Raw genomic sequence first — 26,888 nt, 5'->3', positions numbered from 1 at the left:
CTGACGTCAGGGGAGCAAGCTCCCCATCAGTCCGCTCGACTTGCATGTATTAGGCACGCCGCCAGCGTTCGTCCTGAGCCAGGATCAAACTCTCCATAGAAAGTTTGATGTCTCTGACATCATTTAATTCATTCATTGACGGGATAATTTGTCATTATCCCACGTTTCGCTTGGCTTTTTGTTTAGTTTTCAAAGGTCAAAAATGGTGGGCCTGAGTGGACTCGAACCACCGACCTCACGCTTATCAGGCGTGCGCTCTAACCAGCTGAGCTACAGGCCCCCGAGCAACTTTCCCATCATATCCTGTATGACAGCTGATTGCAAGAGGTTTTTAAAAGTATTTTATGGAGCGGGTGATGAGAATCGAACTCACATCATCAGCTTGGAAGGCTGAGGTTTTACCACTAAACTACACCCGCATTATTTTAAGTTAAAAAATGGTCGGGAAGACAGGATTTGAACCTGCGACCCCTTGGTCCCAAACCAAGTGCTCTGCCAAGCTGAGCTACTTCCCGTATAAATTAAGTATGGCGCGCCCGAGAGGAGTCGAACCCCTAACCTTCTGATCCGTAGTCAGACGCTCTATCCAATTGAGCTACGGGCGCCTATTAAAATAGGCGTATATGTCATTCGTTACATATCAATAATGAATATGTATGGTGCGGTCGAGAGGAGTCGAACCTCCACGGGGTCTCCCCCACTAGGCCCTCAACCTAGCGCGTCTGCCATTCCGCCACGACCGCTAAAAATAATATGGTGCGGGTGAAGGGACTCGAACCCCCACGCCCGAAGGCACTAGATCCTAAGTCTAGCGCGTCTGCCAATTCCGCCACACCCGCACATGAAAAATGGCGGTCCCGACCGGGATCGAACCGGCGATCTCCTGCGTGACAGGCAGGCATGTTAACCGCTACACCACGGGACCATCATTCATAAGAATGGTGGAGGATGACGGGCTCGAACCGCCGACCCCCTGCTTGTAAGGCAGGTGCTCTCCCAACTGAGCTAATCCTCCGTATGCTGTTGTCTTTGAAACTCTGTAAACAAAAAATGGTGACCCGTACGGGATTCGAACCCGTGTTACCGCCGTGAAAGGGCGGTGTCTTAACCACTTGACCAACGGGCCAGCTTAAAAAAGAACTGGCGGAGAAGGAGGGATTTGAACCCTCGCGCCGCTTGCGCGACCTACACCCTTAGCAGGGGCGCCTCTTCAGCCACTTGAGTACTTCTCCGTATGGCTCCACAGGTAGGACTCGAACCTACGACCGATCGGTTAACAGCCGATTGCTCTACCACTGAGCTACTGTGGAATAATGTTTTTTAGCGACTTTTTATATTTTAACGGAAGTTAAAAGCAAAGTCAATATCCTTTTTCAAGGTCTTTCGAGCCGCCGTTTCAACGCTTGTCCGTTTCAGCGACTTTTATAATGTACCACAGTTAAAAATAAGCGTCAATGTTTTATTGGGAAATTGTTTTTATTTTTTCGAGACGCCCTCTGCACCTCCCGCAAACAAAACGCTTCAAGTCAATTTGGCGCTTTCTTCTAAATTGAATCCCGCACTTTTTACACGTGTAGATGTGAAGAGTTTTCGATCTTCGGCGCATCCCCGGAACAACCTGGCAGAACCTTGATCCTCCCACCTTTTTAAGAAGTTGTTTGAAGTCGGCATCTTTGTGCTGATACCCTCTCCCTTCTATATGAAGATGGTAATGACAGAGTTCATGCTTAACAATTTTAATAAACTCCTCTTCCCCGAACTGCTCCAGCTGTTTCGGGTTCATCTCGATATTGTGGGACTGGAGCATATAACGGCCGCCGGTTGTTCTTAACCGGGGGTTAAAGGTGGCTTTATGTTTAAATGGTCTGTTAAAGCTTGCCTCCGATATACCTTCCACAAGCTTTTGAAGTTCCAAGTCAGTCATACTCCAACCCCTCCGCTGTTCGTCAGTCAGACAAGATTACTTTATTACAATAACACAGACAAACCCTACGGCATATAGTATGTAATACTAATGAACATTTCAACGTCCATAGGCCAATCTCCATGTAAAGGAGGATTCTGGATGCCCGCGTGGCTGAAAAAGCAACTAAAAGAAGCCTACTACAATAAGGACCGCCGGAGAATTAAAGTACTGAACCAATGCTGGTTTTATTACAAAAGCAGTGATCAGGAAACATGATCTATGCTCAATAAAAATTACTCTTGAATGCAAGGAGAGCCTCAGAGAAAGTAAAAAGACAATGGCTTTGCTGCCGCCCGTCCGGTTACACCGGCGGCAGCATCAGCTCATTGCCTGATAACAACGGAAGAGAAGTGCACGCTATTCCTATTCACTTTCATTATGTGGTCTGTTTCTGCGGCTCAAGCATTGTCAGAGCAATACGGCCTTTTTTATGATCCACGTCTCCCACCCATACCGTCACCACATCACCTACAGAGACAACCTCCATTGGATGTTTAACAAAACGGTTCGTGAGTTTGGAAATGTGGACGAGCCCATCCTGCTTTACACCGATATCAACAAAGGCACCGAAGTCCACCACGTTTCTGACAGTCCCTTTCAGTTCCATCCCTTTCTCCAGGTCCTCCATTGAAAGAACATCCTGCTTCAGCACCGGAGGCGGCACGTCATCGCGGGGGTCCCTGCCTGGTTTAGCCAGCGCATCGAGAATATCCTTCACTGTAGGCAGTCCAGCTCCAAGAGTATCTGCCAGTTCCTGGGCATTAATCCCCTTAAGCTTTTCCGTAACCGCCGATGTCCCAATGTCGCCCGCTCCGATGGACAGCTTCTCCATGATCTCTTTAGTCAGAGGATAGCTCTCCGGGTGAATGCCGGTCTGATCAAGAGGCTGTTTTCCATCGGCGATCCGCATGAACCCGATCGCCTGTTCGTAAGTTTTCGCACCAAGGCGGGGCACTTTTTTCAATTGGACACGGCTCGTAAACCGTCCTTCTTCCTCTCTGCGTTTTACAATGTTAGTAGCTACAGACTTCGACAGCCCGGAAACATATTGCAAAAGAGAGACAGAAGCCGTATTCACATTCACACCAACCTGGTTAACCACTGTTTCAACGACAAACGTAAGAGAGTCGTTCAACTGGGACTGGGTTACATCATGCTGATACTGTCCTACCCCTACTGACTTAGGATCGATCTTCACTAGTTCAGCCAGAGGGTCCTGCAGGCGGCGGCCGATGGATACGGCACTTCTTTCTTCCACCTGAAGATCCGGGAACTCTTCTTTTCCGAGTTTCGAGGCGGAATAAACACTGGCTCCAGCCTCATTCACAATTACATAAAAGACCTCCTGATCAAGCTCTTTAATGGTATCTGCTACGAACTGCTCCGTTTCACGGGAGGCTGTTCCATTACCTACGGCAACCACATTCACCCCGTGTTTTGCAATCATTTTTTTCACTACCGTCCGCGCTTTATCCACTTCATTTCGTGGAGGCGTCGGATAGATGACGGCAATATCGAGCACTTTACCGGTACCATCAACCACCGCCAGCTTACAGCCTGTTCGGTATGCGGGGTCTACGGCAAGAACGACCTTATCCTTTAAGGGCTGCTGCAAAAGAAGATTTCGCAGATTTTCCGAAAAAATGTGGATCGCTTGTTTTTCAGCGGTTTCTGTTGCCTCTTTTCGGATTTCCCGCTCAACAGCCGGTTCGATCAGCCGTTTGTAACCATCTTCAATCGCTTCTTTCAGGTGTTCTGCAGCCACCGTCGTCTTAGGAATGTACTGTTTTTCAACAAAAGCGACAATGCGTTCCCGGGGCGGGCGGATCCCAACCTTAAGTACTTTTTCCTTTTCCCCCCGGTTCATGGCCAATACCCGGTGAGGGACGATCTTTTTTACAGATTCCTCGTATGTATAATACATTTCGTAGATGCCCTTTTCGTCCAAAGACTCATCTTTCACCTGGGAGACGAACCATCCTTCATTGCTCGTAAGCTGACGGGCCTTCTTCCTTATTTCAGGATCATCAGACAGGACTTCACTGATAATATCCCGCGCTCCCTGCAGAGCATCTTCCTGATTCACCACTTCTTTTTCTTCATTAACATACTTCTTCGCTTCTTGATCAGGATCTCCGTTTTGAGGCATGGAGAGCAGCCATTCCGCAAGAGGTTCAAGGCCTTTCTCTTTTGCCATCGTTGCTTTCGTCCGACGTTTTTGTTTATAGGGTCTGTACAGGTCTTCAAGTTCCTGAAGTTTTACTGCAGATTCAATTTTTTTCTTCAGCTCAGGCGTGAGTTTCTCCTGTTCATCAATCAGCCTGATCACTTCACTCTTTCGGTTAGCGAGACTGTTCGCATACTCCCACTCTTTTAAAATAGAACGGATCTGCTCTTCGTCCATTCCTCCGGTTAGTTCTTTACGGTATCTGGCGATAAAGGGAACAGTGTTCCCTTCCTCGGATAAATCAATTACATTCTTAACGCGGTTTTCCTTTAATTTCACCGCATTTGTCACATGTTTAAGCAACGTATGCTGTTCATCGGTCCATTCCATTTGTTTGGCCTCCTGTCCCGTTTCTACTCTTCATTCTATCGGAGAATAAAAGAAAAAACCACCTGCTGTGCAGGCCCATTATTGTAAATCGTTCGTCAGTGATGGTCTTTATTCAGCTATACGGATGCCCTTCATAAGAATTAGGAAGGGTGTTACAACCCTGCATCGTAATCCATTTGTTGAACGGAATACATCCCCTTTCCGCGGGCGGTCCGGGATCCTCCTCAGCGCTGCGCTATCCTTGTGCGATATACCCAAACAGAAAGAAGGTATCTCCCCTACACGCCGAGAGATACCTTCCCTATTAAAATCGTCGTATCGTCTGATGTATCAGCCATTCCACCGATCACTTGTTCCATCGCTTTTTTCGTCGACGGGGTTTTAGCCATGAACTGATGAAAAACAGGATCGAACGTCAGTCCATCAGAGTAAAGAATAAAGGTCATTCCTTTTTCAAAGCTGATCCGCTGAGCTTTGAACTTCTGTCTTTTACCTGACAAATACCCTCTAGAGGGAATAGGCCTTACCAGTTTCCCAGAAGGCGGATAAAAGATACATCCGATATTGCCTACATTACTGTAGATGATCTCCTGTGTGCGCTGATCAATCTTCATGATCGTCATCACAGCACCGCGTTTTTGCCATAACTCTTTGTTGGACTTATCCATAAGTACTTCAACGCTTTCATCCTTATGTGCTTCAATCACCTTAATGACCGCCGAAGAAGCCTCCATCGCTTCCTCTCCGCTGCCAAGCCCATCTACCACTGCACAGATCACATACTCATCACCGCTTGAAACATAAAAGGCATCACCCGAACACCAGTTTCCCTGTTTCGCGGTGTAATAAGACGTTATTTCAATGTCGTTCAGCTGGTGGTGTTTAATCATTTACAAGCACTCCGATGGTTCAATACGAATGGATTCTCTTAACTTCTGAAGGGCTCTCCTTTGCAAACGTGATACATGCATTTGAGAGATACCGAGCTGTTCGCCCGTTTCTTTCTGGCTCATGTTCTCAAAATACGTGTAATGAAGGATTTGACGTTCACGTTCGGTCAACACGTGGAAAGCTTTCTGAAGAAGCATCTGCTGATCAGTTTTCTCGTATCCTTCTTCAGTAGAGCCTACCAGATCAAGAAGGGTTACTGCGCTGCCCTCATCATCAGCTTCAATCGAACGGTCAACAGAGAGAGCCTGATAACTCTTGCCCATCTCCATCGTCTCAAGGACTTCCTCTTCAGAAACACCGATCTGATTGGCAATCTCCTCTACACGGGGAGAGCGCTGAAGGTTAACAGTAAGTTCTTCAACCGCTGCTTTGATTTTCGGACCGAGTTCCTTGATCCTCCGCGGAACATGGACACTCCAGGTCTTATCACGGATAAACCGCTTGATCTCACCTACGATGGTAGGAACCGCAAACGATTCAAAACTCCTTGCAAAAGCAGGGTCAAAACGGCGAAGGGCCGCAATCAGTCCGATCATACCAACCTGGATAAGGTCCTCATCGTGCCGCTGCCCTTTAGAGAATTTTCTCGCAAGGGAATGAACAAGTCCTTCGTATTCCATGACCAGTTTGGTCTGGATTTCTTCATCCCCTGTTCTTTGAAATTCGTCAATCCATTCGTAGATATAGTCCTTATTGTTGCGTTGTCGATGTTGAGATTCCGTTGCCATTTCGTTCCACCCCATCTCTCTGAAGGAACTTTGTCATCACAATGATGACCCCTGAATCTCCGCTAATTTCCACTTTGTCCATCAATGTTTCAATCAGGAAGAGCCCAAGCCCTCCTTCCTTAAGTTCTTCCACAGGCTGCTCGGCACTTACCGGCCCGAGGTTCTGCTTTAATGAATCAACATCAAAACTGTTTCCTTTGTCAGCAACCATCAGTTCCAAACGATCTTCGTACACGCCACATCCGATCGTCATCACCGGCTCGCTGTCGGCTTCACCTTTATATGCATGATTAACAACATTGGTACACGCTTCAGCTACAGCAATTTTAATATCCTCTATATCATCGTAAGAGTAACCGAGACGGTTCGCGATTCCAGAAACAGTCAAGCGGACCACCCCGACATACTCGGGTTTTGCAGGAAGCTTCATCTCAATGAAATCAGGTTTCGTGGTAGACATCCGTTTTTACGCCTCCTCTCTTTCATTAACTTCAATTTCAATCACTTCATCAAGACCTGTGATTGTAAACAGACGGCGCACCCGGTCGTTGACACCAGTTATCTTCAGCGAACTCCCGCTCTGGTCTGTTGCTTTAAGGGCACCGATAAATACACCAAGTCCTGTACTGTCTATATAATTAATACCTGAAAGGTCCACAATTACTTGTTTATTCGGCTCTTCTGTTACAGGTATGAGTTCTTCTTTAAGTTTCGGCACTGTATAAACATCAATTTCACCGGCCAATGATACGTATCTTTCTGGTCCGTTCTCTTTTATATCAATATGAAGATTCATAACTTCCCCTCCTGAATTGCGAATATACTCATAGTATGGCTATATACCCTTTTAAATATCAGGCTAAACACTTCTTCTTAAAATTAAAAGTGTGAAATCGTCCTTCAACTGGAAGTCCTGCATCTTTTCAAGCTCCCGGTACACAAGGTTCACTATATCCTGAGCCGGCAGGTCAATGTGTTTTCGAATCATATCGGTGATCTGCTCACGTTCAATAAAACCGTCTTCCGTCCTGCACTCTGTCACCCCGTCGGAAAGCAGCACAAAGAAATCACCTGGTTCTACATTTTTCACATACTCCTGATAGGTCACTTTTTGTGACAGTCCGAGAACGAGTCCTTTTGTTGTCAATTCTTCAAAGGAATCGGTCTTTTTTGAGTAATAGAAACCAGGCTCATGACCTGCTCCTGCATAGTAGAAACGGTGATTTCGAGGATCGTAGGAACCATAGACCATGGTAATGAACATGTTGCTGTCAATGTTCCGTTCTACAACACGGTTAAGGCTCTCAAGAAGAGCAGCCGGCTGCAGCCGCTGTTCAGGCATGCTGTCCATCGCGTACTTAATCATGGACATACACATGGCTGCCGGGACTCCTTTTCCGATTACGTCCGCGACAGCCAGACCAATGCATCCGTGGTCGTCCTGGATATAATGATAATAATCGCCACTCATTTTACCGGCAGGCACACTGATAACACCAAGGTCCACTTCCGGTGCACTGACTTTATCTTCCGGCAGAAGTGACTGCTGCATCTGGGCAGCGACATTAATCTCTGATTCGAGCTGCCGCTGCCTGTCTCTCAAACTCTGATGCTCACGGTATGCCAGACCATAGCCGATCATCACTTCGAGGAGAAGGTCGAATGAATCGACAACCTCTTCAGGAAGTTCCGGGACCATTTCCTGAAACACCGACATATGCAAGCTAACCATTTCCTCAGGAGACATGTCTTTTTCCATCATCTCTTTACTGAATTGCTGAGCTGCATATAAAGCATGTTCGCTTTTTGAGTCCAGATACGTATTTAACATGTCTTTGTATAATTGATACATGGATAGCTTTGTCTTTTCCAAGTTCTAGAACCTCCTTATCGGAGCCACTTTATCGCACTGATTGTTGTACCTTCATCGAGTTCAGAATCAATCTTGAACTCGTCCATTAACCGTTTGACTCCGGGTAATCCTGCACCTAAACCTCCGGATGTAGTATATCCGTCTTCCATAACCCTGCGAATGTCTTTGATTCCCGGACCTTCGTCAGCAGCGATGATTTTAATTCCACGTTTGCCGGAGGAGGTGACTTCTTCAATATAAATTTGTCCTTTATTTGCGTATAGGTAGATGTTTCTCGCAAGTTCGGAAATCGCCGTCGTCACTCTGGCCTGATCGACAGATCCAAACCCGATTTCTCGGGCTAATTTACGACCAGCTTGCCGAGCAGCCACGATCCCCCACTCACTGTGAATATCTACATGGGTTTGGACTTGCATTCATCACCCCTCCAATTCTTGCTGGAGTCTGTCTAACCCCTGCTCAAGATCTAAAGCTGTCGGCACTTCATCCAGAACGATTCCCATATCAATTAACGTGATCGCAACCGCCGGCTGTATTCCCGTCAGAACTACTTTTGCTCCCATAAGGTTGGACATATCGACCACATCCCCAAGGACTTTTGCGATAAAAGAGTCAATCATATCAACGGATGTCAGATCAATTACTACACCTCTTGAACCTTCCAGGTGTATTTTGTTTAAGACGTCTTCCTGAAACTGCAGTGCGGTTTGGTCATCTAAATCAACCTGGACCGAAATCAACAGATAATCATGAAGTTTTAAAATTGGGATTCTCAAAGCAAGTTCCTCCTTACTCGTTGATCTCTATGATTTGTCGAGATGTCATTTCCAGTGCTGCTTCAATTCCTTTTTTCAGGCTGCTTTTCGTAGGGAATTTCCCCAGATCAATACCCAGGTTTACGATTGTTTGTGCAATTTCAGGGCGTATACCAACGAGGATACACTTTGCACCCACTAGGCGGACTGCTTCTGATGCCTGAATGATATGGTGAGCAACCATCGTATCAACAACAGGAACCCCTGTAATATCAATAAGGACAACCTGTGAACGGTGCTCAATAACCCCCGTAAGCAGGTTCTCCATAATCTGCTTTGCACGCTCCGTATCAATCGTTCCGATCAGCGGCATAACACTGATGTTATTAAAGACCGGAATCAAAGGAGCCGAAAGCTCTTTTAATGCCATCCGTTGTAAAAATACAGTGTTTTCCCACGTACCGGAATAATGACTCACTACGATATTAACAATCTCATCGGTCCAGTCTTCTATTTCATCATACACATCCCGGTACCGGTGTTCTTCTTTTTGGTTCAGGGTCTCAATCGCTGCTTTCCGGAACTCCTGAAGGCCCCGTGTAATATAATTTAACGGCCACCCTAGCTGAATAAGCCGGTCGGTGTATTCACTGATTGATTCTTTAACCTGCTCTTTGTCACGATCCATCGTCTGAAAAAGCATGTCCACAAATTCACGATTTGTGTTCCGATAAACGGTGTCAGAAATGTTTTGCAGGTAATCATCTTCACGAAACTTTTCTACTTCTTCCATCCATTCATCGGTAATTGTAGACTTATACTCATGAATTAATGCACGGATCTTATGGTTCATTTAGACTTTCCCCCATTTTAGGCAACATAATTACTTTCATTATTTCACTGATTAACAGTGAATGCAATGATTGTCTGTCTGCTAGTTAATGTAAATTGGTTTTTTTCGCCAGATTTTTCTGAAAAAAGACAGTGTAGTCCCCTGGCTGAGCCTGCCTGTTCATCTGCCGGCAGCAGACAACCATTGAAAAAAACCGGCTGTTTTTCCGCCGGTGTTCGTCAGGGGAACCATAAGTGCCGCCCTGTGCCCCAGGATCCTGAATTTTGCCCACAAAAAAAGTTGCTTTCTTCAATTGAAAAAGCAACTTTTCCCATATGATCTGCCGGCTTAAAAATCAATAAGACCTAAACTAATCATGAGAGCATCATTTACTTTCAGCATCATATCATCATCAAGATGTGTAATCTTGTCTGTGAGACGCTGTTTATCAATGGTTCGAATCTGTTCCAATAGGATTACGGAATCCCTGTCAAAGCCGTAGCGCTTCGCATTAATCTCAACGTGAGTAGGAAGCTTGGCTTTTTGAATCTGAGCGGTGATTGCAGCGACAATCACGGTAGGACTGAAACGGTTGCCGATATCATTTTGAATGATTAAAACCGGTCGAACGCCTCCTTGCTCGGAACCAACGACGGGTGATAGGTCCGCAAAATAAACGTCACCGCGTTTTACAATCAACCGTTACACCCCACTAACTAAGCGATCTAAAGTGTGCTCTGCCTCCTCCTCAACAAGAAAGGCTTCCGTCGCAATGTTAAGATTAATTTTTGCCATTTCCATGTACCCTTGTTGCATTGTTTCACGAATCTTGCTCTTCTTTCGTTCACGAAGGTACATTTTCGTTGCTTGATGAATGATTTCACTTCGGTTAACATCTTCTTTGTCTTCGAGTAATCCGTCCAATTCATTCACTAGATGTTGTGGCAAACTTACCATTATTCTTTTTGTGTTCTCTTCAGACACAAAAAACACCTCCAACGCAGCTAACACCCTGATTTTATTCCTATTTCATCATATCACTAGCCAGCGGCCTTTGCAAAGTGGCATTTGTAATTTTACAGCGAATCGTGTTTGGTAACCGAAAAGAATCGAGGCCTCTTCACGCTTATGCTGAAACACTGTTGCCGTCCTTTTTTCCGGTCTGAAAAACACGCACTATAAACCATATTCTCTGCCGATGTGAAATATCCTTTTTTTATTTTGCGGAATTTGTTCAGGTTTAGTCATTATCAGCCAAATTTACCTTTTATACGCAGGAGTGTGTTAAACTCCCGTGTGGCTTTACGCTCATTGCGCTTTCCCCGGACCGTTCGGGAGCCTCCTCGACATACTGCTTCTTCCTCTGCAGCTATGCTCTGCAGTAGCCTGCGTCGAATCATCTCTCGTGTCTGCCGGGCCTCTCCGGAACTACTTGCTTTTCCCGCAGGAGTGTCGCGCACTTGCTACAATCAATCACTTTTATAAAATACAATGATTTTTAACACACCATAAATTAAAGCACTAAAGTGGCGACGGTATTTTCAGCGCGGTTCTGGCGCGCACAACCGCCGATGTTTTCGGACATTCCGGCTGCATCGCTTCTTACAATAAGCCCGTTAAAATACTTCGTTATGAAGGTGGATCAGTTCACCGTTTTTATAAATCGCTCGTGGAACGCGGTAGCTGATCATACACGGGATTTCGTAATTGATCGTTCCGAGGCGTCTTGCAACCTCATCTGCAGAGACTGTCTCAGCACCCTGGCTGCCAATTAATGTAACCTTCGTACCCACCGGCACGTTTTCATGAACCGCTATCATAAGCTGGTCCATGCAAATACGGCCGATGATCGGCGCGCGCCTGCCGTTAACGAGGACCTCCCCGCCGTTTGCGTTCGCTCTGATCCATCCGTCAGCATAACCGATTGGAATCGTGGCAACCCATTCCTCTTTTTCCGCACGGTACGTAGCTCCGTAACTGACACCATCTCCTTCAGACAGCTTCTTGCAATGAGTGACCCGGCTGTGAAGGGAAAAGGCTTCTTTTAAAGGGACATCAATCTCCTCTTTCACTTCCTCAGAAGGCGCCAGGCCGTACATGGATATTCCAACCCGGACCATATTATATGAGTATTCTTTGTACCGGAGTGCAGTAGCACTGTTCCCGCTGTGAATACAGGGAGGAGCCGTTTTGAGTTCTGCCTTCATCCAGCCGAGGAACTGTTCAAACGTCCTGTGCTGCTCATCAATATAGGACCTGCCTTTCTCGTCAGCCGTGGCAAAGTGCGTGTAAGCCCCTTCCACTTCAAAAAGGGAACTGTTCTGCCGGAGGAACCCGAGGAGTCCCCGTCCCTCATCTTCCGTCCGAAAACCAATGCGCCCCATCCCCGTGTCAATTTTCAGGTGGAGATTCAGTTTTCCATTTCCTTCTTCCAAGTGAGGCAAGGCATCCTTGACCCAGTCCTTTTGAAAGACCGTGAGTGTGATGTTGTATTTCTTTGCAAGAGCCGCATCTGCCGGTCTCACGTAGCCAAGAACAAGGATCGGCGCCTCTATTCCCGCCTGGCGGAGGGCCAGTGCTTCATCCAGGATGGCGACGCCTAAATACGACGCTCCGGCTTTAAGTGCTGATCTCGCAACGTCTACAGCTCCGTGGCCATAGGCATTCGCTTTCACAACTGCCATGTACGCGACACCGTCCGGAAGACTCTTTTTGATTGCCTGTACGTTCTCTTCTATTGCATTTAAGTTTACTTCTGCCCACGTATCGCGGTAAAACTCAAGTAACTTCCCCAAGACAAGCACCTCTTTTTTCGGTCATTCTTCACTGTATTCCATTTTAATTGGTTTTATAGTCGTGTCAATATGCAGTTGAGCCCGGACTCGTGGCTTCCTGCAGGACTCCGGCAGAGTGATCAAACAAGTTAAAGAGGTGTTTAAACAGGTTAGGTCTTCATTTAAACAGGTTTGTTCTCCATTTAAACAAGTTAGATCTCCCTTTAAACAGGTTAGATCTCCATTTAAACAGGTTAGCCGCCCGTTTAATCAAGTTACGCCCCCGAACTCCTACCCCATGCGCAAAAAAGACCCCGGCAGCCCGCGCCGCCAGAGTCTCTTCTCTGTCTTATTTCTCTTCTGTTCCATACACGCTTCTTGCAATGCTCAGCATTTCTTCGTCACTCAGATGCTGGGAAGCGAGGAAGAAATCAGTCCCTTCATAGGACCACGACACGTTTGTCGTATTGCCGTCACGGGAGATTGCGCCGATGGTAAACCCTAAATCAACCGGCGACCCGTCTGTAATCTGTACCGGCGTACTTGCCGTTACCTCCCGGCTTCTCTGCTGAACGAGGGTAAACGGCTGTTCACCATCATAAGAGAGGATCACACGTCTGCCGTTCTCTGTATCAAGCTCACGGGACTCGTTATACGCGGTTCCCTGCGGGGAGTACATTGGGAAAAAGACCGTGAACATCTCTTCATCTGATTCCTCAGCACCCTCTTCTTCCACAACGACCGATTCCCCGTCACCTTCTCCACCCATGGTTGGTACTTCAGAGTTCAACTGGGCACCGGTCATGTTGCGGTCCATATCGAAATCTCCTTCATCAAAGGTTGAGTTCAGCTCAAAGTCGCTGAAGTTCACCTCAACGAGAGTCTCAAGATCCACGTCCATAATTCTCACCGATGTCGGTGTCAGGCTCTTTTTATCAAGCATGATTTCCTGCTGGTTCAGGTTTTTGTTCGTGTAATTTGTGTTTGTCTGGAATACATAGTGTTCATCCGTTGCTGTAAACGTTCGTTCAGGATCCATTAAAATATCATTCACCAAAGATTCATAGAGATAAACCTGGCTGTTATTTTCAGGCCAGTCACTCTGGAACCGGAAGCTCTTGTTCAAGGCCGGAGTCAGAACAAACACCCCTTCATCATTTCTCAGGATAATCTGACTCTGGTCACTTTCCGCATTGCTCAGTGCCACTCTGTAAAAAGTCGGATACTGATACCACACATCCACTTCATACGTCTGCGGCTCTTTGCCCGTCTGCAGCGTCATGGAAGCGGTCGCCTTGTACCCTTGGAGATCATCCAGGTTTTTATCAAGGGCTTCGATCACATCTTCCTGACTTTTTTCCCCACAAGCAGCAAGCACCATTGCGAATGCAGCTAACAATAGAAGAGACATTATCTTCTTCATTTACTCAACCCCTCTGTGTCATTTCGACGACAAAGGAGGGATACGATTAAGGGTAACGGAGCGAATGAAATGCCCGAGGCAGCTGGTTAATGACATCCGATGCCGTCACGCCCAGCTCATCGCGCTCATGAATCAGTTGGTCCGCTGCATGTCCGTGGACATAAACAGCGTTTAAAATGCCTTCAATTTTGTGACTGTGCTGAAGTACAGAAGCCAGAATCATCCCGGTCAGAACATCCCCGCTCCCTCCTTTAGCCAGAGCCGGGTTGCCCGACGTATTGACCCACTGCTCCCCCTCAGGTGTGGAGGTAATAGTATAAGGCCCTTTCAGGACGACAACCATCTGATGCTCTCTGGCAAACTGGCGGGAAATGCTGAACCGGTTTCTTTCAACCTCTTTAATCGTTTTCCCCGTCAGTACGGCCATCTCACCCGGGTGAGGGGTGATAACGGTCAGTCTGTCACGGCCATCCTTCCAATTCTCCAGTTCACGGGAGAGATGGTTCAGTCCATCTGCATCGATCACGACGGTCCCTTTAAAGTCGCGAAAGTAGCCGTATAAGTCATATCGGTGGGCTCTTCCCATACCGGGACCGATGGCAACACCGTCGTAAGGAGTCAGATCAAGGGCTTCAAGCCCGTCCGGAGCAATCTCCCCGTCTTGTGAGGGCAAATTCACCAAGGTTGCTTCAGCAGCATTCTGAGTCACTAATAATCGAATGTCTTCAGGCAGAGCCACTGTACAGAGGCCAATGCCTGTTCTAAGAGCCGCTAATGTAGTGAGACTCAGAGCTCCCGGCATCCCTCTGGAACCGCCGACAACAAGACCTTTCCCGTTTGCTCCTTTATGGACGTTGGCTTTCCGCTTCGGCAGTGTACGGCATACATCACTTTCACCCCGGACATACTTTGTAATCCCGCTGTTCTTAAATGAACAATCAGGAATCCCGATGTCCGCCACTTCCCATTCTCCGAAGCTTTCAGCATACGGAAAAAGAAAAGTCGTCTCTTTCGGTGCCTGCAGGATCATCGTCCGGTCAGCACGGATACCCGCAGCAGCCGGAGCTCCCTCTTCAGCAGGAATTCCGCTTGGCATATCAACAGAAATGACACAGGCATCCGTGCGGTTAACAGCATCAACCACTTCCTGATAAGGAGATCTCAGTTCTCCTTTTACTCCGGTGCCGAGCAAACAGTCAATGACGTGAGTATAGGATGTCAGCTTTTCATAAAAGAGTGAGCTGTCCTTTTCAAAAGAACCATACCGGTGTCCGCACTTCGCGAATACATCAGCATGCCCTTTTGCAGCCCCCCTGATTTTTTCATCAGGCGGCACCACCCATACCTCTGTCTCAAATCCTGCTTCCATCAGCTTCCTTCCGATCACGAAGCCATCCCCGCCGTTATTCCCTGTTCCGATCAACACCAATACCCTGCTCCCCGACGGTTCAATCCGTTGTAAAAGACGGTTAAACACCGCACTTCCCGCATTCTCCATCAGCATCATGTCACTTAATCCAACCTGATCCATGGTAAACGCATCAATTCGGCGCATTTCATCACCCGTTACCACGTACATGTCTGCGTTCCCTCCCATCCGCAATAACACTATATGAGACTGTCCAACACAATATGCAGACTAGCCATGACAAGCTAGCATTCCCAGATCACCTGGGCCGCTGCCACCGTCTGAGTATGGGTAATGGAGACGTGCATCACGCCCTCCACTTCTTTATGTAAAAAAACAAGAGGCTTTCCTTTTTTATCTGCCAGTATGGATGCATCCTGAAACGAAAACGCTTCGCCAATGCCACAGCCAAGAGCTTTAGCCAGGGCTTCTTTGCCCGCAAACCGTCCCGCTAAAAATTCCGTTTTTCTCTGATCTTCAAGGAGCTCAAACACCGCCTTCTCTTTCGCAGTTAAAATACGGTCTGCAAAACTGTTTTTTCTTTTATACAACGCTGCAATTCTCTCAAGCTCAATAACGTCAAGTCCGATACCTTTTATCACCCGGCATCCCCCTCCTGAAATGTTTCGTCCATCCTCAAGCACCTTCATAAAGGCGCACCGCTTCTTCATATGATAAACTAGAAGTGCATTTCTGACACTCTTAAATCAGTTTAACGTTGCTCATTAAAAGGTTGTTGCTTATTGTAAATACAGTTGAAGCCTACGTGCCCTTCGCTTTCCGTGACGGTGCCGGCAAGCAGGGAGAAATAGCTATTTCGTGGTGTGAAACGCTCGTCACTGCCACAGGAGTCTCGGGCATTTCGGCTTCATTACCTTCTATAAGTACGAAAATAGCGTTTTAACCAAAAACCTGATCCTAAATCAAAAGGAGTATGCTATGTTCATACGAAACGAAAGTTTTGAGTCCTATACTCGTTCTTACCCAATTGTCACAACTCTAATCGCCATTCATTTCGTCTTGTTTCTATGGATAAACTTCCTGCCGGGTCTCGGGGGTTTTTTCATCTACCAACGAGGTGTCGGATACAACCTCGCTGTTATGATGGGGGAATACTGGCGGCTGATTACACCGGTTTTCCTGCATGTATCTCTCATGCACGTGGCATTTAACTCCTTTTCCCTGTTCTTATTCGGCCCGGCCCTTGAACAGATGCTCGGTAAATTCAAATTTATTGTTGCCTACCTCCTAACGGGCTTTCTGGCTAATATCGCCACCCTGATGATCGGCGGTGTAGATTATCCTCCTCACCTTGGAGCATCGGGCGCCATTTATGGCCTGTTCGGTATTTACCTGTATATGGTACTGCAGCGAAAAGACCTGATCGACTCAGGAAATGCCCAGCTCGTGGTCACGATTCTGTTTATCGGACTCATAATGACATTCCTGAATCCCCAGATAAACATCTACGCCCACATATTCGGACTCATCGCCGGAGCCGCCCTCGGTCCCCTGATCCTTCACCGGGTAAGTCCGTTTAACCCATGGGCCGCGGCTGCTGCGAGGTCGAGACCTGACGATAACGATATCGGATTCGATCCGGACCGTTGGAACAAAAAAGCCCGGAGCAAAAAACGGACACAGGAAGTCCTGTTTGCTGTGCTCGTTGTTCTTGTTCTCATCGGGATCTTATCGAGATTCATATAAATTTCTATTCCCCCTTTCGTCAGGGGGAATTTTTGTTTTGCATGGATTAATCAAGTCAGTCGAGTCTTTAATCGAGTTAGCCGAAGCTTTAAACAAGTTAGCACTGCGATTAATCAAGTTAGAAACCCAATTAAACAAGTTAGCCGCGCAACCCCCTCAAAAACCAAAAAAGGAAGATACCATTCAGGCACCTTCCCCAACTCACTTTTTACTGTTGAAAAACTTTCAGCTGCTCGTCTGTCGGCTTTTTCGTCACCATACTTACACCGATGACTACCGCAAATGAAACGATGATGGCCGGAATCATCGATGGCAGACCCAGGGGCTCCTGGAGAATATACCACACTAAAGCTGTCCCGCCTCCGCTGATGACACCCCAGGTACCTGCGGCTGCAGTTGCGCCTTTCCATAAATAGCCGGCGTAAAGAGGAACAAGCAGACTTGCGCTGTACATTGTATATGCAAAAACAATCGCTGTAACAATATCAGGCATTAATACGGCGAGAATAAATGCAAATGCGGCAAAGACAACAACAGATACCTGTCCGACTCTCATCATCTCTTTACTTGAAATCTCCCGTTTGGCAAACTGCTGATAAAAATCCCGGGTCAGGTTTACACTTGAACTAAGCAGGATCGAATTCGTCGAAGTTACAATAGCAGCAATAATTACGGCAATCAGAACGCCGCCTATAAAGGGAGGCATTAAGCTTGTAATGACAGTGGCAAAGACATCGCTCGGAGGAATATCATCTCCCAGCATAGACCGGCCGCTGAAACCGACTAATGCTACCAGGCCGTATCCGATCAGCGCTGTTGGAATCAGCCAGACCAACCCGCGTTTCGCCGTTTTTGCATCTTTAGCAGAGAATACTCTGGAAAAAATAAACGACTGTGAAACAGCTGTTGTTCCAAATGCAGCAATAGCCATTCCGACTGCCCCCAGTACAGTAACGTCAGTAAACGGGGTAAAATAACCTTCCGGAAGAGCACCGAAAACGGCTCCCGGGCCTCCCCCAAGATTAAAAACGACACCCACTCCTGCAATCAGACCAAACAGAATCAGGACTGCCTGGATTGAGTCTGTAAACGCCACACCTTTCATCCCTCCAAAAAGCGAGATGAGTGTAAAAGAGACAATACTAATGATCATGGCAGGCATTCTCTCAATATCGGTAAAAGAAACTAAAATCCCTGTCATTGCAAGTATCTGGACAGTCACTATGGCGATGTCACCGATAATGATCATAAAGGAGCTTACAAAGCGGGTACTGTTGTTATATCTGAGTGCCAGCATGTCAGGGACCGTAAACTGCTTCAAATTTCTAAACCTTTCCGCCAGCAGGAAAGTCGCTGCAGCAATACCCAAAATAGCTCCCAGACCACTGAACCACCAGTCTATACCTAATGAATAAAAGCTTCCGGTCCACCCTACTACTGTGGCACCACCAATATATGTAGCAAACAATGTTCCCAGGAGGACGGGAGTGTTGAGGTTCCTTCCAGCCAGGGCGAAGTCTTCCATATCCTTCACTTTCGTCTTGAAGAATACTCCAATAGCTACTACTACGATTAAATACATTACAATCATTACTGAATACATCGTTACTCTCCTCTCTCTTTATAAGAAGGGGGCCTGAATTTCAGAATCTGATTCCACCCCAGTCAGTAACCTTTCTTCTAGACTCCCAAAAGCAACTCCTGCCTGATCAGGCTTTATAAGAAAGAAGTACCTTACTGTAAACCCCTGCTTAGAGCGGAGGTCATAGCTTCCATAGTACATTCCAGAACAAAGGATACGCGGTGAATGGTTTTTCCAAATCCCCCAACTGGCGGTGCACGAACTAACCAACTTAGATGAAGAGTTTAAACGAGTTAGTCCACATATCTTTTAAAGACAAAGGTACGCAGAAAAGAACATCTCATAATGAGTTAATCAAGTTAGCCGAAGCTTTAAACAAGTTAGCACGACCATTAACCCAGTTAGACATCCAATTAAACAAGTCAGCCCCACATCCCCCTCAAAAACCACTAAAAAACCGGCTCCCCACCAAGGGGAACCGGCCACACCTCAATACTTCTTCAACAAATACTTCAAAGGAATAATCGACAGCAGAATAATGAGCAACGCCGCCGGTGCCGCACTGTAGTATATCGCTTCGCTCGTGTCCACCCAGATCCGCACAGCAAGGGTATCAAATCCTGCCGGGCGCAAAAGGAGCGTGGCAGGAAGCTCTTTGATCGAACTTACAAACACAAGAGCTCCCCCTGCCAGGACACCTGGCAGAATCGATGGAATGATGATCTTGATCATCACTTTCCACGGCGGATAGCCAAGACTTCTCGCCGCTTCATCCATTCGGGGCGAGATCAGACTCAGTGATGCCTCCCCCGCCTGCATCGCCTGGGGCAGAAACCTTACCACGAAGGCAATCGCAATCAAGTAATAGGTGTTATATAAAAACGTGAAATACTGACTGAAAATAAAGATAATCCCAAGAGCCACGATCACACCCGGCAGGGCATAACCTGAATAGCTCAATTTATCAATTACACTTGTAAGAACGCTCGGGTAGCGGCTCTTCATGTAAATAATCGGAAGGGCAAGCACCATACATAACAGCGCTGCAAGGCCTGATACGCGCACACTGTTCCATGCATACTTCCAGAAATCCCAGTCAACTGCCCCAAATGAAATCCCTACATAGGACCAGTAGATGAGAACCCCGATCGGCACGATGACAGACATTGAAAAAATCAGAACCACGTAAACAAGCGTCGGCCATTTCCACCGTCCAAGACTTAAAATATCCGGAGCTTTGTACGTATTGGTTGTCTGGTAGTACTTCTGTCTGCGCCTGCTCTTACTCTCGATCCAGAGAATCACAAGCGTCAGGGCAATGAGCACCACGCTCAGTACGGTAGCCGATAACGTATCAAAACTTCCCATCTGATAGTAGATGGCAGCAGTAAACGTGTTGTAACGAAGCATCGCAATGGCCCCGAAATCAGACAGCACATAAAGGGCAATCAAAATCGCCCCGGCTCCGATCGCCGGACGGAGAAAAGGAAGATTGATCTTCCAGAAGATCTGACGGGTCGTCATCCCCTGGGATCGGGCTACTTCCTCGTAGTTCCGGTTCATCTTACGAAGCGACGCACTGGCAATTAAAAACACGTACGGATACGTAAACATGGTCAGTACAAAAAAGACACCCCAAAATGAGTAAATGGAAATGGGGTAATCTCCGAACAATGCCTGAAGCCATCCCGTGTCATTCCACATCCCCCGAAGCCACCCGGTAGGACCGGCTACAATAATGTATGCCACCGCGCCTACATATGGAGGAATAACGAGCGGCAGTGCGAGGAGCCACTGCCAGGTTTTACGCCCCGGCAAGTCGGTACGGTTTACAAACCAGGCAAGGGAGACACCTATAATTACCGCAAACAGGGTCACCATGAACGTAAGTGACAGGGTATTCCAGAGAAGTCCCGGAATCCGGTCATCCAGAAGCCGCATCCAGCGGTCCACTCCCGCAAACAGAGAGCGCCAGACCACATAAACAATGGGAACAGCCATGATAAAAGCCGTGACAGCTCCGAAAAGAAAGAGGACCAACCCTGGTGGATTCCCATTCCAGATCATCAGCCAAGTCTGACGAAAATACGACTTCGGTGAGCGTTTATTCTTTTGAGGTTGGTTGTTCGGTTCTTCGTTGCTGCTCATCGCTATGACAACTCCTGTATAATTGCACTAATCTGTCTTCTGCTATAACCAACGTCACAGTCAAATAAAAAAATCATGCTTTTTCTCTTGACATCACGGATTTTATTTATAATAATTATCATTAAATAAACAATATAATTAATATCAGGAAGGTACTGCCCATAAAAAAAGCATCTAACCTCTCATTTCAGAGAAAAAGAGGTTAAATGCTCTCCGTTACGCTTCATCTACTCAACAAGGGCAACCAACTCCGGCTTAATATCAAACGATACAATCGAGCCAATCTCCACATCCTGTTCAATTGGTGCATAAAGGACCATCGGTTCTCTCGAGAGCATCTCATCCGATTGCAGACGTACATAAAGTTCCTGATATTCTCCCCCGTAGGTTACACGCTCTACCTTCCCGCAGTACTGCCCTTCTTTTGCAAGACGGCACCCTTCCGGACGAATAGAGAGCTTCACACTGTCAGTTTCAAGACGTTCCTTCCATTGTTCAGGAAGAGCGACTTTCCCGATATGGGTATGGATACACTTCTGCTCGTTGTCCATTGTTCCTGTAAGAAGATTCGTCTTTCCTACAAACTGGGCTACGAAGCAGTTTTTCGGACAGCGGTACATTTCCTTCGGCGCGGCAATCTGCTGAATGACACCTTCGTTCATGACAACCACACGGTCAGACACAGCAAAAGCGTCTTTCTGGTCGTGTGTGACGATAATGGCAGTCGTGTTTGCTTTACGTAGGATGTTTGTTACGTCATACCGCATCTTTTCACGAAGCCCCGCATCAAGGTTACTGAACGGCTCATCCATCAAAACAACGTGAGGTTTCGGCGCAAGAGCCCGGGCAAGAGCGACACGCTGCTGCTGGCCGCCGGATAATTCCGTCGGATATCGCGTGGCATAATCCTCAAGACCAACAAGCTCCAGTACTTCCTTCGCCCGTTTTTTCTTTTCCCGGGTGCTCCATTTATTCAGGCCAAACATGACGTTTTTTAAGATGCTCATATGAGGAAACAGTGCATAGTCCTGAAACACCATGCCGATTCCCCGTTTTTCCGGAGGCAGGGACTGTCCCGCGTTAAATACCTCTTTATCATCAATAACAAGCTCCCCGGTTGAAGGCTGTTCAAAGCCGGCAATCATACGGAGGGTTGTTGTTTTACCACAGCCGCTCGGACCGAGAAGGGTAATGATTTCCCCTTTTTCAATAGAAAGATCCAGAGAATCAACAGCGGGTTTTAATGTTTTTGGAAAGAATTTTGTTATTCCTTTTAACTGAATGAAACTCATATGTGTACCTCCAGTTCGTTCAGTTCCCATAATAAAGGCGCAGGCAGCGTTCCAGAGCGCCTGAACTGTATGTGTTTCTATTAATAATCTTTTAAGTCATATCTTATTTAGAATTATTATTAGTTAGTTGAGAATGATTTTCATTATATATGGATTATAGCACACGGCTTTTTTTAACGTCAACGAAGGAACTGTGATTCGTCGAACTATTTTGTATACGCTTCATTTTTTCTCCTTGGTTATGTTAAACTCTGGTGTTGATTTACGCTCTTTGCGCTCCCTTTCCGCGGGGCACCGCTCAGTCGCTGCAATCCACTCTTTTAAAAAAATCAACAAGGTTCCTTAACACATATTTCTCATTAAAGGTTCACAAACCCCTCCACTATGAGTGTATTATCCGCTCTTTTGAATATGATAATGTCGTCTTCCTCCTCCTTTTTCATGATTCTTTTTTGTTGTTGGAAGAATAATGCATAAATCCCAACCAACGTCGCACGATAAAAAGAGCTTGTATAAAGAGGAGCGGTGAAAGATGGATGAAGTGTTATTAGCAAGAATGCTCTTTGGGTCTTCCATGGCGTTTCATATTATTTTTGCAACATTAGGTGTTGGTATTACCCTTATGATTTTAGTAGCGGAAATCACCAGGGCCATTAAAAAAGACGACCATTATGGGGTTATGGCCAAACGCTGGACGAAAGGGTTCGCCGTTCTCCTCGGTGTGGCTATTCCATCAGGTACGATTGTCGGCGTCATGCTGTCCTTATTGTGGCCTGGATACATGGCCATCGTAGGACGTGTCATCGCCCTTCCTTTCCAGGTGGAGATCTTCGCTTTCTTCCTTGAAGCGGTGTTTATGTCTATTTACGTGTACGCAGCAGACAGGCTGTCAAATTCCATGAGGATTGTGAGTGTGGCCCTGGTCGCCTTAGGTGCTACTGCTTCTGCTGTGCTTATTACCGATGCACACGCCTGGATGAACACACCCCGGGGCTTTGATGTCGTAAATGGTGAAATTATGAATGTACGTCCGTGGGAAGCCGTTTTCAATCCAAGTGTGTATGTAACCGTTCTTCACGTGGTGAGTACAGCCTATATGGCAGGGGCATTTGTAATCGCCTCCATCGCGGCTTTTAAATTAATGAAAAACAAACTGTCCGACAGCGAGCGTGCGTATCACCGGAAAGGACTGACCATCTCTTTGATCATCGGGGCAGTCATGAGTCTTTATACGGCTGTGAACGGACACGATACGGCAAAAATGCTGTATGAATATTTACCTGTCAAACTGGCAGCTGCTGAAGGGTTGTTCGAAACCCAGGACAACGCTCCCCTTGCCATTTTCGGCATCCCCGATCCTGAACGGGGTGAAGTAGTAGGGGGAATTGAGATACCCGGTATGCTCAGCTGGCTGGCCTCAGGGTCTACGGACGGGGTCGTCCAGGGCCTTAACGACTTCCCGGAGGAGTACTGGCCGCCGCTGTTTGTTCATACGTTGTTCAACATTATGGTAGGGATCGGCTTCTCACTTCTCGGACTCTCATTCGGGGCACTCTTCTACAGGTTTGTTTTCCCCAGAAAGGCACTGCCCAAATGGATTCTCGCTGTTCTCGTTACGTCCGGGCCTCTTGCCATGCTTGGCATCGAAACAGGCTGGATATTCAGCTGTACCGGCCGTCAGCCTTGGACCATCTACGGGGTTCAGCTTACGAGTGAGGCCGCAACAAATTCCGGGAATCTCGGGTTTTTATTCGCTCTTTTTATTGCCCTGTACGTCACCCTGCTCGTCCTAACGTCTCTTGTGCTGAAGTTCTACTTCGGCCGCAACCCTGTGAGTAAAGAACTTGAGAATATGAATGTGTAGGAGGAAACGGTAATGACTGATCCCTATATTGCGATTACGATCATTTGGGCTTTTCTGTTCGTCTACGCTATAGCAGGCTCCATCGACTTCGGAGCAGGATTTTGGGCTATGTACTATACCCGGAAGGAAAATACGGAAGCCTCCGTGATCGCCAACCGTTACCTCTCTCCTTCCTGGGAGGTAACAAACGTTTTTCTCGTGCTTCTCGTCGTTGCTCTTGTGGGCTTTTTCCCAGGGGCGGCATCCTATCTCGGGACACTGATGATTCTGCCGTTCAGCTTCGTCCTGATTTTACTCACTATCCGCGGGACCTTTATGGTGTATGCCTATTCGTCTAAAAAGTACTCACGGATGCTGACGATTATTTCCGGAACGACAGGACTGTTTATTCCCGCCCTCCTCGTAGCCACCCTGCCGATTGCAATCGGCGGTTTCGTATCTATCGGAGAAGGGCGGGACTACCTTCTTTTTAACGAGATCTTTGCCTCCCCGACTCTTTATACACACATCGGGTTCGGGCTCAGTACAGAGCTTTTCCTTGCTTCTCTTTTACTGAGTGACTACTCAAGGGAAGCTCAAAACGAAAAGACTTACCTCGTATACAGGAAAAACGCATTGTGGCTCGGACCCGTCACACTTCTTTTCGCAGTGGCAGCCACATTTACCCTTCTCCCGGAAGCCGGATGGATGGTAGAAAACATGATGAACGTCTGGTATTTGTTCGCCTTCTCCCTTCTAGCTTTTATCATCGGGTATGCGGCTCTTTTCATCCCCTCTGGTAAAGAAAACCCGGGCAGACCCCGGCTCAGTGTCATTTTCATCGTCATTCAGTTTGGTCTTGCAAGCTTCGGGTACGGTTTTTCCCACATGCCGTATATTCTTTACCCTGACCTGACTATTCAGGACGCGTTTACCGATCCCACCATGTTCCGCTGGCTACTCGTCGGTTACGGTGTCGGCCTGGCCATCCTCGTGCCCGCATTCGTTGTCTTCTGGCGCCTGTTTATGAAAGACAAACGGTATCTTCAGGCGGAGAAATAAACATTTTTTGTATAGAATAATGCAAGTCGTGTTTGTTTTATAATACAGAAAGTATAGATGAAGCCTGCGGGCGGTTCGTGAGCCTCCTCGGCGCGCTGTTGAAAACGGGTTGGCGGTCTTTTCGGCTGACTTTTCTCTCTCCCCTGATTTTCACCACGCACCACGCGCAGTTGAACAGAATACGTGAGACTCCTGCGGAAGCACGAGACAGACGAGACCCTGCAAGCGCACAGCGCTGAGGAGGCTCGGCCCGAGTCCGCGGAAAGGGAGCGCGTTCAACGAAGCTGAGTTTCAATAAAGGTTAAAACACTCTAACAAAATCTTCTTCATCGCAGCCTGTTATAGTAACCGTGCTCCCTCTCTCCAACAGCAAGGTAATCCTGCATTTTTAGAGCAGTGCGGTGCAGGGGAAGTTATCAGGTGAAATCCGGGTTTTATTCACAACAATTGCGGCTATATCCAAGACAATCAGCATTGTAACCATAATGCCTGCAGAATGGCATCTCCCGTCGGGAAAAGTTATGATAAGCTTTCGTAAAAGAGAGTGCTATTGGCGCCTGAACAATGATACGATAAATAGCGTGCTGAGTATTTACGGAGAGGAGCATGCGTAGTGGATCCCACTCGACTGACAGTCTTAACAATCAAGTATTTAAAAGAAGGAAAACGAAGTGCTCTTCAGACGATTTTGGAAGAGCTTCATCCGTTTGACTTCGCCGAACTTTACCGGGCTTTACCCGAGAAACATCATTATAAATTTCTCACCTATTTGAACCCGGACCAGCTCGCCGACCTCATCGGAGAACTGGAACCGGAATCACAGATGGAAATGCTCCATAAACTCGGCATCGAAAAATCTTCTAAGGTCATGGACATCATGGATAACGATGACCTTGCCGACATGCTTGGAGAATTGAGTGTGGAGCGCCTGGAAGAGTACCTCGCTTCCATGAAAAAAGAAGAATCCAACACCGTCCAGCAGCTCATGAGCTACGAACCGGAAACCGCCGGGGGGATCATGACCAATGAATTTGTCTGGATTCGCGATCACTATACTGTAAGAGATGCTGTTGAGAAGTTTAAATCTTTCGCAGAACTTACCCGCAATATTTACTACTTATATGTTATTGATGAAAACAAGAGGCTCGTAGGGGTTGTGTCATACCGCGATCTCCTCCTTGCAGATACGAACGAGCAGATCAGCGATATCATGTTCAACCGTGTTATTTCTGTCCCTGTGAACATGGACCAGGAAGAGGTTGCCCAGATTATTCAGCGCTACGACTTCCTCGCCTGTCCTGTAGTTGACGAAAACAACGTGTTAAAAGGGATCGTTACTGTTGATGACGTCATTGACGTTTTCATCGAAGAGGCAAACGAAGATATTGAAAAGCTCTCTGCTTCCGGTAAAGACATTGACTTTAACACAAAATCCTATGTGGCTGCCTACCGCCGTTTACCCTGGCTTGTGCTGCTGCTCTTTATCGGTCTGATTTCAGGAAGCATCCTCGACGGCTTTGAGGATACCCTGAATCAGGTGGTGGCCCTGATCTTCTTTATGCCGATGATTGCCGGCATGACCGGTAACACCGGAACCCAGTCACTGGCTGTTGTCGTCCGGGGCCTTGTCACAAACGATCTGGACAAAAAGACCGTCATGAAACTTGTATTCCGGGAATTTAATGTAGGCATTATTATTGGGATTACCTGCGGGATTCTCGTGTTTCTGATCGCAACCGTCTGGCAGGACCCGATGCTCGGATTTGTTGTAGGTATCTCATTGTTTACAACGTTAATTATCGGAACACTTGCAGGCACGGTCATCCCACTTACACTGTATAAACTCGGCGTCGATCCGGCAGTTGCCTCCGGTCCGCTAATCACGACCATCAATGATATCTTTTCACTCTTAATCTACTTCGGCATCGCATCCGCATTGCTCTTTTACTTAATTTAACGATTTAACCGTCCATCCGGACGGTTTTTT

The 26,888-nt window shown here is 47.0% G+C and carries 24 protein-coding genes, 11 tRNA genes and 1 rRNA gene; 5 read left to right on the top strand and 31 right to left on the bottom strand.

Going from position 1 to position 26,888, the window contains the following annotated elements; translation table 11 throughout:
• From JSY36_RS13900 to JSY36_RS13840, 13 genes are all read right to left on the bottom strand, one after another.
• Positions 1 to 100 (bottom strand): 16S ribosomal RNA (locus JSY36_RS13900); the annotation flags it as partial.
• Positions 101 to 203: 103 nt separating this feature from the next.
• Positions 204 to 280 (bottom strand) — tRNA-Ile (locus tag JSY36_RS13895).
• A gap of 65 nt (positions 281 to 345) precedes the next feature.
• Positions 346 to 419, bottom strand: a tRNA-Gly gene (locus tag JSY36_RS13890).
• Between the two features lie 19 nt (positions 420 to 438).
• Positions 439 to 515, bottom strand: a tRNA-Pro gene (locus tag JSY36_RS13885).
• A 13-nt stretch (positions 516 to 528) separates the two neighbouring features.
• Positions 529 to 605 (bottom strand) — tRNA-Arg (locus tag JSY36_RS13880).
• Positions 606 to 657: 52 nt separating this feature from the next.
• Positions 658 to 743: transfer RNA gene (locus tag JSY36_RS13875), tRNA-Leu, on the bottom strand.
• Positions 744 to 754: 11 nt separating this feature from the next.
• Positions 755 to 839: transfer RNA gene (locus tag JSY36_RS13870), tRNA-Leu, on the bottom strand.
• 10 nt (positions 840 to 849) lie between these two features.
• Positions 850 to 925 (bottom strand) — tRNA-Asp (locus tag JSY36_RS13865).
• A 14-nt stretch (positions 926 to 939) separates the two neighbouring features.
• Positions 940 to 1,015 (bottom strand) — tRNA-Val (locus JSY36_RS13860).
• A gap of 36 nt (positions 1,016 to 1,051) precedes the next feature.
• A tRNA-Glu gene (locus tag JSY36_RS13855) sits at positions 1,052 to 1,126 on the bottom strand.
• A 15-nt stretch (positions 1,127 to 1,141) separates the two neighbouring features.
• A tRNA-Ser gene (locus tag JSY36_RS13850) sits at positions 1,142 to 1,232 on the bottom strand.
• A gap of 3 nt (positions 1,233 to 1,235) precedes the next feature.
• Positions 1,236 to 1,310: transfer RNA gene (locus tag JSY36_RS13845), tRNA-Asn, on the bottom strand.
• A gap of 149 nt (positions 1,311 to 1,459) precedes the next feature.
• On the bottom strand, positions 1,460 to 1,924 hold the full coding sequence (locus JSY36_RS13840; protein ID WP_122901867.1) for a SprT family protein: 465 nt from the start codon (positions 1,922 to 1,924) through the stop codon (positions 1,460 to 1,462).
• 141 nt (positions 1,925 to 2,065) lie between these two features.
• Here JSY36_RS13840 and cmpA point away from each other — a divergent pair, with 141 nt between their 5' ends.
• Entirely contained in the window at positions 2,066 to 2,182 is a 117-nt protein-coding gene (gene cmpA, locus JSY36_RS13835) for a cortex morphogenetic protein CmpA (protein ID WP_205166822.1), read from the top strand.
• 160 nt (positions 2,183 to 2,342) lie between these two features.
• On the opposite strand, the gene JSY36_RS13830 is transcribed toward cmpA, so the two are convergent.
• The 15 genes from JSY36_RS13830 to acpS all read right to left on the bottom strand — a co-directional run bounded on the left by JSY36_RS13830 (position 2,343) and on the right by acpS (position 15,869).
• On the bottom strand, positions 2,343 to 4,523 hold the full coding sequence (locus JSY36_RS13830; protein WP_205166821.1) for a Tex family protein: 2,181 nt from the start codon (positions 4,521 to 4,523) through the stop codon (positions 2,343 to 2,345).
• 278 nt (positions 4,524 to 4,801) lie between these two features.
• Positions 4,802 to 5,413, bottom strand: a complete 612-nt coding sequence (locus tag JSY36_RS13825; RefSeq protein WP_205166820.1) for a PP2C family serine/threonine-protein phosphatase — start codon at positions 5,411 to 5,413, stop codon at positions 4,802 to 4,804.
• Positions 5,414 to 6,202: an RNA polymerase sigma factor SigB gene (sigB, locus tag JSY36_RS13820; protein WP_122901858.1), complete on the bottom strand. Its 789-nt coding sequence runs from the start codon at positions 6,200 to 6,202 to the stop codon at positions 5,414 to 5,416.
• The gene (rsbW, locus tag JSY36_RS13815; RefSeq protein WP_122901856.1) at positions 6,165 to 6,662 is read right to left on the bottom strand and encodes an anti-sigma B factor RsbW; all 498 of its coding nucleotides are present in this window, start codon (positions 6,660 to 6,662) and stop codon (positions 6,165 to 6,167) included. Before rsbW ends, sigB begins: the two co-directional genes overlap by 38 nt.
• Positions 6,663 to 6,668: 6 nt before the next feature.
• The gene (locus tag JSY36_RS13810) at positions 6,669 to 6,998 is read right to left on the bottom strand and encodes an STAS domain-containing protein (protein ID WP_122901854.1); all 330 of its coding nucleotides are present in this window, start codon (positions 6,996 to 6,998) and stop codon (positions 6,669 to 6,671) included.
• A 63-nt stretch (positions 6,999 to 7,061) separates the two neighbouring features.
• A complete protein-coding gene (locus tag JSY36_RS13805; RefSeq protein WP_122901852.1) occupies positions 7,062 to 8,075 on the bottom strand; it encodes a PP2C family protein-serine/threonine phosphatase in 1,014 nt (337 codons plus the stop codon).
• 14 nt (positions 8,076 to 8,089) lie between these two features.
• Positions 8,090 to 8,491, bottom strand: coding sequence for an anti-sigma regulatory factor (locus JSY36_RS13800; RefSeq protein WP_122901850.1), 402 nt, complete (start codon positions 8,489 to 8,491; stop codon positions 8,090 to 8,092).
• A gap of 3 nt (positions 8,492 to 8,494) precedes the next feature.
• Positions 8,495 to 8,851, bottom strand: coding sequence for an STAS domain-containing protein (locus JSY36_RS13795; RefSeq protein ID WP_122901848.1), 357 nt, complete (start codon positions 8,849 to 8,851; stop codon positions 8,495 to 8,497).
• Between the two features lie 13 nt (positions 8,852 to 8,864).
• A complete protein-coding gene (locus JSY36_RS13790) occupies positions 8,865 to 9,683 on the bottom strand; it encodes an RsbT co-antagonist protein RsbRA (protein ID WP_122901846.1) in 819 nt (272 codons plus the stop codon).
• Positions 9,684 to 10,010: 327 nt separating this feature from the next.
• Positions 10,011 to 10,361: a type II toxin-antitoxin system PemK/MazF family toxin gene (locus tag JSY36_RS13785; protein ID WP_026688731.1), complete on the bottom strand. Its 351-nt coding sequence runs from the start codon at positions 10,359 to 10,361 to the stop codon at positions 10,011 to 10,013.
• A 3-nt stretch (positions 10,362 to 10,364) separates the two neighbouring features.
• Complete coding sequence (locus JSY36_RS13780; RefSeq protein ID WP_026688732.1) at positions 10,365 to 10,646, bottom strand: CopG family ribbon-helix-helix protein; 282 nt, start codon at positions 10,644 to 10,646, stop codon at positions 10,365 to 10,367.
• 632 nt (positions 10,647 to 11,278) lie between these two features.
• The gene (alr, locus tag JSY36_RS13775; protein WP_205166819.1) at positions 11,279 to 12,457 is read right to left on the bottom strand and encodes an alanine racemase; all 1,179 of its coding nucleotides are present in this window, start codon (positions 12,455 to 12,457) and stop codon (positions 11,279 to 11,281) included.
• Between the two features lie 328 nt (positions 12,458 to 12,785).
• Positions 12,786 to 13,859, bottom strand: a complete 1,074-nt coding sequence (locus JSY36_RS13770; RefSeq protein WP_205166818.1) for a LolA family protein — start codon at positions 13,857 to 13,859, stop codon at positions 12,786 to 12,788.
• 46 nt (positions 13,860 to 13,905) lie between these two features.
• Positions 13,906 to 15,438: an NAD(P)H-hydrate dehydratase gene (locus tag JSY36_RS13765; RefSeq protein ID WP_205166817.1), complete on the bottom strand. Its 1,533-nt coding sequence runs from the start codon at positions 15,436 to 15,438 to the stop codon at positions 13,906 to 13,908.
• Between the two features lie 74 nt (positions 15,439 to 15,512).
• Positions 15,513 to 15,869, bottom strand: coding sequence for a holo-ACP synthase (acpS, locus tag JSY36_RS13760; RefSeq protein WP_205166816.1), 357 nt, complete (start codon positions 15,867 to 15,869; stop codon positions 15,513 to 15,515).
• Between the two features lie 337 nt (positions 15,870 to 16,206).
• On the opposite strand from acpS, the gene JSY36_RS13755 reads away from it, so the two are divergent.
• A complete protein-coding gene (locus tag JSY36_RS13755) occupies positions 16,207 to 16,974 on the top strand; it encodes a rhomboid family intramembrane serine protease (RefSeq protein WP_205166815.1) in 768 nt (255 codons plus the stop codon).
• 208 nt (positions 16,975 to 17,182) lie between these two features.
• On the opposite strand, the gene JSY36_RS13750 is transcribed toward JSY36_RS13755, so the two are convergent.
• From JSY36_RS13750 to JSY36_RS13740, 3 genes are all read right to left on the bottom strand, one after another.
• Positions 17,183 to 18,577: a sodium:solute symporter family protein gene (locus tag JSY36_RS13750; protein ID WP_205166814.1), complete on the bottom strand. Its 1,395-nt coding sequence runs from the start codon at positions 18,575 to 18,577 to the stop codon at positions 17,183 to 17,185.
• Positions 18,578 to 19,045: 468 nt separating this feature from the next.
• Entirely contained in the window at positions 19,046 to 20,704 is a 1,659-nt protein-coding gene (locus tag JSY36_RS13745; RefSeq protein WP_122901832.1) for an ABC transporter permease, read from the bottom strand.
• Positions 20,705 to 20,931: 227 nt separating this feature from the next.
• The gene (locus JSY36_RS13740) at positions 20,932 to 21,996 is read right to left on the bottom strand and encodes an ABC transporter ATP-binding protein (protein ID WP_122901830.1); all 1,065 of its coding nucleotides are present in this window, start codon (positions 21,994 to 21,996) and stop codon (positions 20,932 to 20,934) included.
• Positions 21,997 to 22,528: 532 nt separating this feature from the next.
• On the opposite strand from JSY36_RS13740, the gene JSY36_RS13735 reads away from it, so the two are divergent.
• From JSY36_RS13735 to mgtE, 3 genes are all read left to right on the top strand, one after another.
• Positions 22,529 to 23,860 (top strand): cytochrome ubiquinol oxidase subunit I, encoded by a 1,332-nt coding sequence (locus tag JSY36_RS13735; RefSeq protein ID WP_205166813.1) that lies wholly within the window; start codon positions 22,529 to 22,531, stop codon positions 23,858 to 23,860.
• A gap of 12 nt (positions 23,861 to 23,872) precedes the next feature.
• On the top strand, positions 23,873 to 24,901 hold the full coding sequence (locus tag JSY36_RS13730; RefSeq protein ID WP_205166812.1) for a cytochrome d ubiquinol oxidase subunit II: 1,029 nt from the start codon (positions 23,873 to 23,875) through the stop codon (positions 24,899 to 24,901).
• Between the two features lie 613 nt (positions 24,902 to 25,514).
• Complete coding sequence (mgtE, locus tag JSY36_RS13725) at positions 25,515 to 26,858, top strand: magnesium transporter (protein WP_122901824.1); 1,344 nt, start codon at positions 25,515 to 25,517, stop codon at positions 26,856 to 26,858.
• Positions 26,859 to 26,888 lie beyond the last annotated feature (30 nt).

Source organism: Alteribacter salitolerans (assembly GCF_016901055.1).
In the GTDB taxonomy this organism is placed as follows: domain Bacteria; phylum Bacillota; class Bacilli; order Bacillales; family Salisediminibacteriaceae; genus Alteribacter; species Alteribacter keqinensis.
Note: the sequence above shows the minus strand (reverse complement) of the source record. Positions and strands in the feature narration are given on the sequence as shown.